Origin of the sequence: Bradyrhizobium uaiense (assembly GCF_010811875.1) — a bacterium.
GTDB classification, from domain to species: domain Bacteria; phylum Pseudomonadota; class Alphaproteobacteria; order Rhizobiales; family Xanthobacteraceae; genus Bradyrhizobium; species Bradyrhizobium uaiense.
On the sequence record NZ_VKHP01000049.1, the window covers coordinates 37,949 to 44,681 of the forward strand.

General features: G+C 66.0%; 9 protein-coding genes. 2 read left to right on the forward strand and 7 right to left on the reverse strand.

The features are described from left to right. Positions 1-118: 118 nt before the first annotated feature. On the forward strand, positions 119-865 hold the full coding sequence (locus FNJ47_RS14680; protein WP_163154158.1) for a hypothetical protein: 747 nt from the start codon (positions 119-121) through the stop codon (positions 863-865). A 43-nt stretch (positions 866-908) separates the two neighbouring features. Here FNJ47_RS14680 and FNJ47_RS14685 read toward each other — a convergent pair whose 3' ends face one another. From FNJ47_RS14685 to FNJ47_RS14705, 5 genes are all read right to left on the reverse strand, one after another. After that, on the reverse strand, positions 909-1,349 hold the full coding sequence (locus tag FNJ47_RS14685) for a DUF1489 family protein (RefSeq protein WP_106318065.1): 441 nt from the start codon (positions 1,347-1,349) through the stop codon (positions 909-911). A 129-nt stretch (positions 1,350-1,478) separates the two neighbouring features. Beyond that, entirely contained in the window at positions 1,479-2,417 is a 939-nt protein-coding gene (locus FNJ47_RS14690) for a hypothetical protein (RefSeq protein ID WP_163154160.1), read from the reverse strand. 152 nt (positions 2,418-2,569) lie between these two features. Beyond that, positions 2,570-2,773 (reverse strand): hypothetical protein, encoded by a 204-nt coding sequence (locus FNJ47_RS14695; protein WP_175068379.1) that lies wholly within the window; start codon positions 2,771-2,773, stop codon positions 2,570-2,572. Positions 2,774-2,979: 206 nt separating this feature from the next. Then, a complete protein-coding gene (locus FNJ47_RS14700; protein ID WP_163154164.1) occupies positions 2,980-3,348 on the reverse strand; it encodes a YidB family protein in 369 nt (122 codons plus the stop codon). Between the two features lie 116 nt (positions 3,349-3,464). Beyond that, the gene (locus FNJ47_RS14705; protein WP_163154166.1) at positions 3,465-4,118 is read right to left on the reverse strand and encodes a glutathione S-transferase family protein; all 654 of its coding nucleotides are present in this window, start codon (positions 4,116-4,118) and stop codon (positions 3,465-3,467) included. 116 nt (positions 4,119-4,234) lie between these two features. Between FNJ47_RS14705 and FNJ47_RS14710 the strand changes: the two genes are divergently transcribed. Beyond that, positions 4,235-4,912: a DUF599 domain-containing protein gene (locus FNJ47_RS14710; protein WP_163154167.1), complete on the forward strand. Its 678-nt coding sequence runs from the start codon at positions 4,235-4,237 to the stop codon at positions 4,910-4,912. A 13-nt stretch (positions 4,913-4,925) separates the two neighbouring features. Here FNJ47_RS14710 and FNJ47_RS14715 read toward each other — a convergent pair whose 3' ends face one another. Continuing rightward, entirely contained in the window at positions 4,926-5,834 is a 909-nt protein-coding gene (locus FNJ47_RS14715; RefSeq protein ID WP_163154168.1) for a hypothetical protein, read from the reverse strand. A 176-nt stretch (positions 5,835-6,010) separates the two neighbouring features. Beyond that, on the reverse strand, positions 6,011-6,733 hold a 723-nt coding region (locus FNJ47_RS14720), incomplete at its 5' end, for an aldo/keto reductase (RefSeq protein WP_163154170.1).

Consider the following 6,733-nt stretch of genomic DNA (forward strand, 5'->3'; position numbering starts at 1 on the left):
TCATGCACGGTCCCGACGCGCGCGTGTAATGAGGGCCCGGCCTCATCCGTGCGGCCGGGTCGTGCTTGCGCCGCGCCCGTGACGCAGGGATGATCGCGCCTTTCAGAGGGCGATCGGAATGAGCAGGTATTTCACGCACGGCATTGTTCTCGGCATCGCACTGGCGGCCGCCACCGTGGTGCAGGCGCAGACCCGGCCGCCGGTCGGCGGGGTCAATTCGGCGCCCGGCGCGATGATCTTCTATGTCGCGCATGGCGCGCCCGATGCCTGCGGTCCAGGCTGCTCGGACTGGATCGCCGCCGAGGGCGCCGTGCAATGGGACACCTACAAGCGCCTGCTGGCGATCCTCGACCGTCAGAACGGACGCAAGCTGCCGGTGGTGATCAATGTCAAACCGGGGTCCGACCTCACCGTCGCTGCCAGCCTTGGCCGGATCCTGCGCGGACGCGGCATCGATGCTGCGGTCGCAGCGACCGAGGTCGAGGCCTGCGGCGGGAAATCCGAGGAGGAATGCTTTGCGCTGAAGCGGCCCGGCGGCCCGCTGGACGCGAAGGAGAAGCTGTCCAGCGTGGCCTGCGAGCTTGCCTGTGTGTTGATGCTTGCGGGCGGCGTCCATCGCATCGTGCCGCCCGGCAATCGCGTCGTCCTGACCGCCAAAATGCAGATCTACGACCGGCTCGCCCCCAACGTCTCGGCCGAGCACCGCGAAAGCCTGACCTCGATCTTCACCGAACAGTTCCGGCGATATCTCGGCGAGATGGGGATCGACCATGAACTGCTCGACGTCACCGTCAGCAAGGCGGGCGGCCGCTATGTCGAGATCCCGGCGTCCGAATGGAGCCGGCTGCATCTCGTGACCCAGTGACCCGCGGCAACTGCCGCCCGATCGACGAGAGCTGTCCGATTGCTCAGAGCAATCCGAGGTCGCGCAACTCGCGGCGCATCGGCTCGGGCATCGAAGCCACGCTGGCGGCGCTCGACTTGGTGAGATCGGCCGGAGCGGAGTCGGCCGTCAGATAGCGCCAGCCCTGGAACGGCCGCATCGGCCGCGGCGAGACGGCGATCACCTTGGGCTGCATGACGATGCGGCAGCGTCCGATGCCATCCTTGTCGCGGAACGGCTCGATCGCGATGATCTTCTCGCGCGCGGCGATCTCGCCACGGATCACCCAATACAGCGAGCCGCCGGCAAGGAGCTCCTCCTCGCGCTTCGGCGTCATCCGCGTGATGTGGACGTGACGGAGCGGCAGGCCCTTTTTCTTCGCGGTCGCCATCCGTTCGGCGACCCAGCCCTTGAGTTCCTTGACGGAGTCGCAACCGACGGCGAGCTTGATGAGATGTAGCGGCATGCGTCGGATGTAGCGGCCGGCGCGCGCTTTGAAAAGGGAGCGCCGTAGGCAGCGGTGGATATCGGGACTGCCGTGCAAACGGTGCGATGACGACGGCTCACGCCGCCGTCATTACCCTCAGTGTCAGGCTCAATCCTGGCTCGCGGCCGCCGGCGCACTCGCCGCCGCGGGTGGCGGCGCCGGCGCCGCAGCCGGCGCGATCTGCACCGGACGCTTGGCCACGGGCGGCCGCTTCGGGGCAGCGGGCGGTGCGGCGGCAGCGCGCGCGGCCGGCGGCGGTGCCGCTGCGGCCGGCTTCGCCGGTTCGGGCGTCATGATGCTGACCGGCGGCGTCGACGACGCGCTCGGAAACTCGGCATTGGTCGGCTTGCCCGTGGGCATCGACGGCGGCAGCGCCGCGACCAGACCGGCTGCCGACGGCTGCGCGGACGGCGCGTTCCAGGCCCCCGCATAGCGCGTGACGAGGTTCTCGTAGGTCCGCTCGTTCATGTTGGCGATGATCTGATGGTTGTCGCCGAGCGAGCGGAACGCTGGGCACGCGGTCGGTGTGCAATGGTCGCGCGCCATCAGCGCGTAGGCGACGAGGCCGTACCGGTCATGCTCGATGGCGCGGCGCAGCGCCTGCAACTCGGTGGTCGAATTGCGCTCCGCGGCGGCGAGGTCGCCCAGTGCAGTCAACCGCGAAATCTGTGCCGCGGCATAGCTGACCGCAGCAGCGGCGGTATCCGATGAACCGAACAGCACCTTCTCGCAGGCATTGAGAACGGCATCTCCGGCGAGGTCGTCGACGCAGGCCAGCGCCGGCACGGTCTGGCCAGTCAATTGCGCCGTCCGTGTGTCGGCCGGCGACGCCTGCCCGCCTGGCCCGAAGCCGCGGATCGTCGCGGCGACCGCGACCGCGATCGACAGCAACGTAATGACGGTCAGCGCGCCGTTGGCGACGGATTTTTCCGCACGCAGCAGCGTGACGAGAACGACAACCCCAAAAAATCCTGCCGCGGCCAGCGTCAGCCACATCGGGAAGGTCGGTGAGCGCCAGATCTGATCCAGCGAGGAAGCCCAATTCATGCGCGATGTCCCTCAACGCAGCGTAAGCACAATCGGCGGCGGCGAACGCCGCCATCCCGACGTCCAACCTTCAGCACAATGGGTCTGCGAACAGGGCCTTTTGACGGCGGCAGCGCGGAACCCGCTTCAGCCACCGGCTTGCGCACAACTCATCAGGACAGCGCGAGCTGGCTCTCCTTGGCCACCCGTTCGAAAGCTTCGGTCGAGCTCTTGATGCGATATTGGCAGTCATCACCATCGGTCGGCAGCAGGCGGATCACCTGATAGGTACCGCTCGCAGCGGGGCGCGCCACGTTGCTGGCCGTGAAATAGACGACTTCGCCAATCGAGTACTTATGCTTCAACGCCCTCTCCATTTTCTTAGAGATTGCTGGCCGAGCTGACAGTCCCGATAGCTCTGGCCGGCATTTTGAGAACCCTGCGGCAAGCTAGCACATCGCACCGCCCCAAATCCAGCAAGATTGGGGCATGGCGAAGGTACGATTTTTGCAGGTTTTTCAGGGCGATAGGCAGCAATTTACGTGCCAGCCGGAAATTGCCCGCGGAACCCGGTTCCACCCGCTCAGGCGGTATGCGGCAGCTTGCCGTTGGGGCTCGCGCCATCGACCGCAGCCGGAAGCTGCTGGGCGAGCACCTTAGAGAGCTGGTCGACCGGAATATTGAACCTGGCGGCGAGTTGCCTGACCGTGTCGCTGCCCAGCACCTGCTGGAGCTGCTCGGCCGTGATCGGCAGGTTCTGGCCGGTGCCGATCCAGGATTTGACCTGGTCGCCGAGCCCGGCCTGCTCGAGCTTGGCAACGATCGCGGACAAGCCGCCCTGCCCGCCATTGCCCATCACCTCGCCGAGCACAGCGGGAATCACCGCCGCGCCGAGCTGGCCAAGCATGCCCTTCAGCTCGGGCGAATTCTCCAGGGAATCCAGAATACCCATGGTCTAAGTCCTTTCACGACTTGAAGATCCGGCTTTTCGGATTCGACGCTTTCGGCCCCGCGACGTCAAGCCGCGATCTTTGCGAGCCTTGTCACAAATCGGAAGCGCTAGAACCGTCAGACGTCCTCGAATCGGGCGATCCGCAGCGTCTCGGCAACGCCGTCGCGGGTCCATTCCTGGAACGCCGGAAGCTGCATCATGGCATCGACATAATGCTGCGCCTCGGCCCTCACCGGGATCGCGTAGGTGCGGAAGCGATGCACCACGGGAGCGTACATCGCGTCCGCCCCGGAGAAGGTACCGAACAGGAACGGGCCCTGCTTGCCGTAACGCGCGTGGCATTCGGCCCAGATATCCTCGATCCGCGCCACATTGGCCCGCGCATCGTCCGACAGTGCGATGGCGCGGATCGGCCGGTGCAGGTTCATGCCGCATTCGCTACGCAGCGGCACGAAGCCCGAGTGCATCTCCGCCGAGATCGCGCGCGCATGTGCACGCGCGGCGCGATCCGAGGGCCACAGCTTGGCCTCGGGAAACTTCTCGGCGAGATATTCGATGATCGCAAGCGAATCCCACACCGTGACGTCGCCGTCGATCAGCGTCGGCACCTTGCCGGCCTTGCTGAAAGAGAGGATGCGATCCTTGTCGGCCTGATCGGTGTAGAGCGGAACGAAGATTTCCTCGAACGGGATGTCGTTGGCGCGCAGCGCCAGCCAGGGCCGCATCGACCATGACGAATAGTTCTTGTTGCCGATGACGAGCTTGAGCATGTCCGGGAATCCTGTTGTCACGCCAGTTTGCCATAGTGCATTGCACGCGTTCAACCTGTACATGACGCAGGATGCGGCGCGGAGCGGCAGGCCGCGCGTTCACGAAGGAAGGCACCATGACCGGCTATTGGGTCGACATCCTGGCCGTCGGCTTCTTTGCGCTGGAGTGGCTGGTCTACGCCATCACGCTGGAGCACACCGCCTATGGGCGCGACAGCCTGTCGGCGCGCATGCATGTCTACCGCGAAATCTGGGTGAGGAATCTGCTCAACCGCGATGCGCGGATGGTCGACATGCAGATCATGGCCAGCTTGCAGAACGGCACCGCATTCTTTGCCTCCACCAGCCTGATCGCGATCGGCGGCGCGCTGGCGCTGCTGCGCGCGACCAATGACGCGCTCGCCGTGCTCGGTGCGCTGCCGGTCAACCTCACGCCCTCGCCTGCTCTGTGGGAGGTCAAGTGCATCGGGTTGATCCTGATCTTCATCTACACCTTCTTCAAATTCGCCTGGGCCTATCGCCTGTTCAACTATGTCGCGATCCTGTTCGGCGCGATGCCGCCGGCCGGCCAGCGCGACACACCGGAGGCGGAAGCCCATGTGATCCGCACCACCCGGCTGTTCGAGACCGCGGGCCGGCACTTCAACCGCGGTCAGCGCGCGTTCTTCTTCGCGCTCGGCTATCTCGGCTGGTTCGTCAGCCCCTGGGTGCTGTTCATCACCACCGCCGCCGTCGTGATCGTGATCTGGCGCCGGCAGTTCGCCTCGAACGCCTGGCGGGCGATGGGCAGCTGACGCTCGTCCTGGCTCACGACGCGAAATCGCGCGGGCTGAAATCGAGATCGAGCACCTTCCATTCGCCGTAGCGGTCCCGCGGCAGCATCGCATAGGGCTGGCAGGCCTGCAGCGCCTCGGTCGCGCTTTTCAGCAGCAGCGGCCCCTTTTCCGATGCGGTGGCCTCGATCAACAGCGGCGGCGAGGCGAGCTTGCCGTCGGGCTTCAGGAACACCCGGAGCTTGATCCTGACATCGTCGCTCGTGCTCACCGTCGCCGGGAGTTTCATGCAGGTCTTCAGGTGGCGTCGGAATTCGGCGGCCACGCTGGAGCCGACATCGGCCTGTTCGGTGGCCGCCGCGTCGAAATTGTCCTTGCCGGGACCGGGACCGGACGGCGCGTTGGCGGGCGGCTTCACGGAGATGTCGGGCGGCAGGCCGAGCATGACATTGTATTTGACGGACAGGTCAGGCTCGGGCTTCGCGTAGGCAGGCTGAGACGACGCCGGTTGCTGCGCCATCGGCTGGGGCATCGGCGGCGCCTGAGGTGCTGGCATTGCCGGCGGCGGTTCAGCCGCGGCATGTTGCGGAGCCGGGCTCGGCTTGGGCGTCGGGGGCGTCGCCTGCTTCTGCTGAGGCTCCGGCGCGGTCTGCTGCGGCTTCGGCGCCGGTGCCTGCGCCGACGATTCGGGCCTGGCTGAGTCCACCGGCTTGTCGAGCGACGGCAGCTGCAGCTCGGGGGTCGGCGACGGGCTCGGCACCGGATCGGGCTCGGTCTTGATCTCGGACTTGGCGACCTCCTGCGGCGTCACGATCTCGACCGGCACCGTGTCAGCGGCGACGGGATCGAACTGATGGACCTCCGAATACAGGAAAATCAGCGCGAGCAGCATCAGGTGCACGAACACCGATGCCAACATGTCCGCGTTTGGCCGAAACTTCATCCCGCTCGATCACATCAGTGATGTCTCCCCGCCGGCAACATTACCGGTCGGAACCCGCCTGCCTCAATCCCCCTTCGGTTCAAATCCGCAAGCGGCCAGCGCGCAATAGCATGATCCGGGCCGCCGCCCAGCGATTTTCCGCGCAATGATGCCCAGGCAAGTGGCGCATCGGCCGATCAACATGCGCCGGCACCAGCCATCGCGGAAATCTCGCGCATGTCCTGATCCGACAGCTCGAAATCGAAGATGTCGATGTTTTCCTGGAGACGCTCGAGCTTCGAGGTGCGCGGGATCGCGGCCACATTTTGTTGCACCAACCAGCGCAGGCAGACCTGGGCAGCCGTCTTGCGATAGCGGTCGCCGATCCGCGCCAGCGCACAGTCGCTCTTCACCCGCCCCTTCGCGATCGGGCTGTAGGCGACGAACGCCATGCCTTGGCGTGCGCAGGCCTCGATCACATCGGCCTGGTCCAGGTAAGGATGGTACTCGACCTGGTCACAGGCGAGCGGCTCGGGACACGTCGCCACCGCCTCCTCGATCAGTGCGACGCTGAAGTTCGAGACGCCGATGTGCCGCGCCAGTCCCGCCTGCCTGACCCGCGCCAGCGCACCGAGCGTCTCGGCGAGCGGCACCTGCGGATTGGGCCAGTGCAGCAGCAACAGATCAACCTCGGTCATGCGCAGCCGCGCCAGGCTCTCCTTGGCGGACCGTTCGAGATCCTTCGCCATGAAGTGCGTGGTCCAGACCTTGGTGGTGACGAACACATCGACGCGCTTGACGCCGGATGCGCGCAGCCCCTCGCCCACCTCGCGCTCATTGTCGTAAATCTGCGCGGTGTCGACGTGCCGGTAACCGAGCCGCAGCGCCTGCTCGACGATACGAGCGCAGGTCCGCCCGCG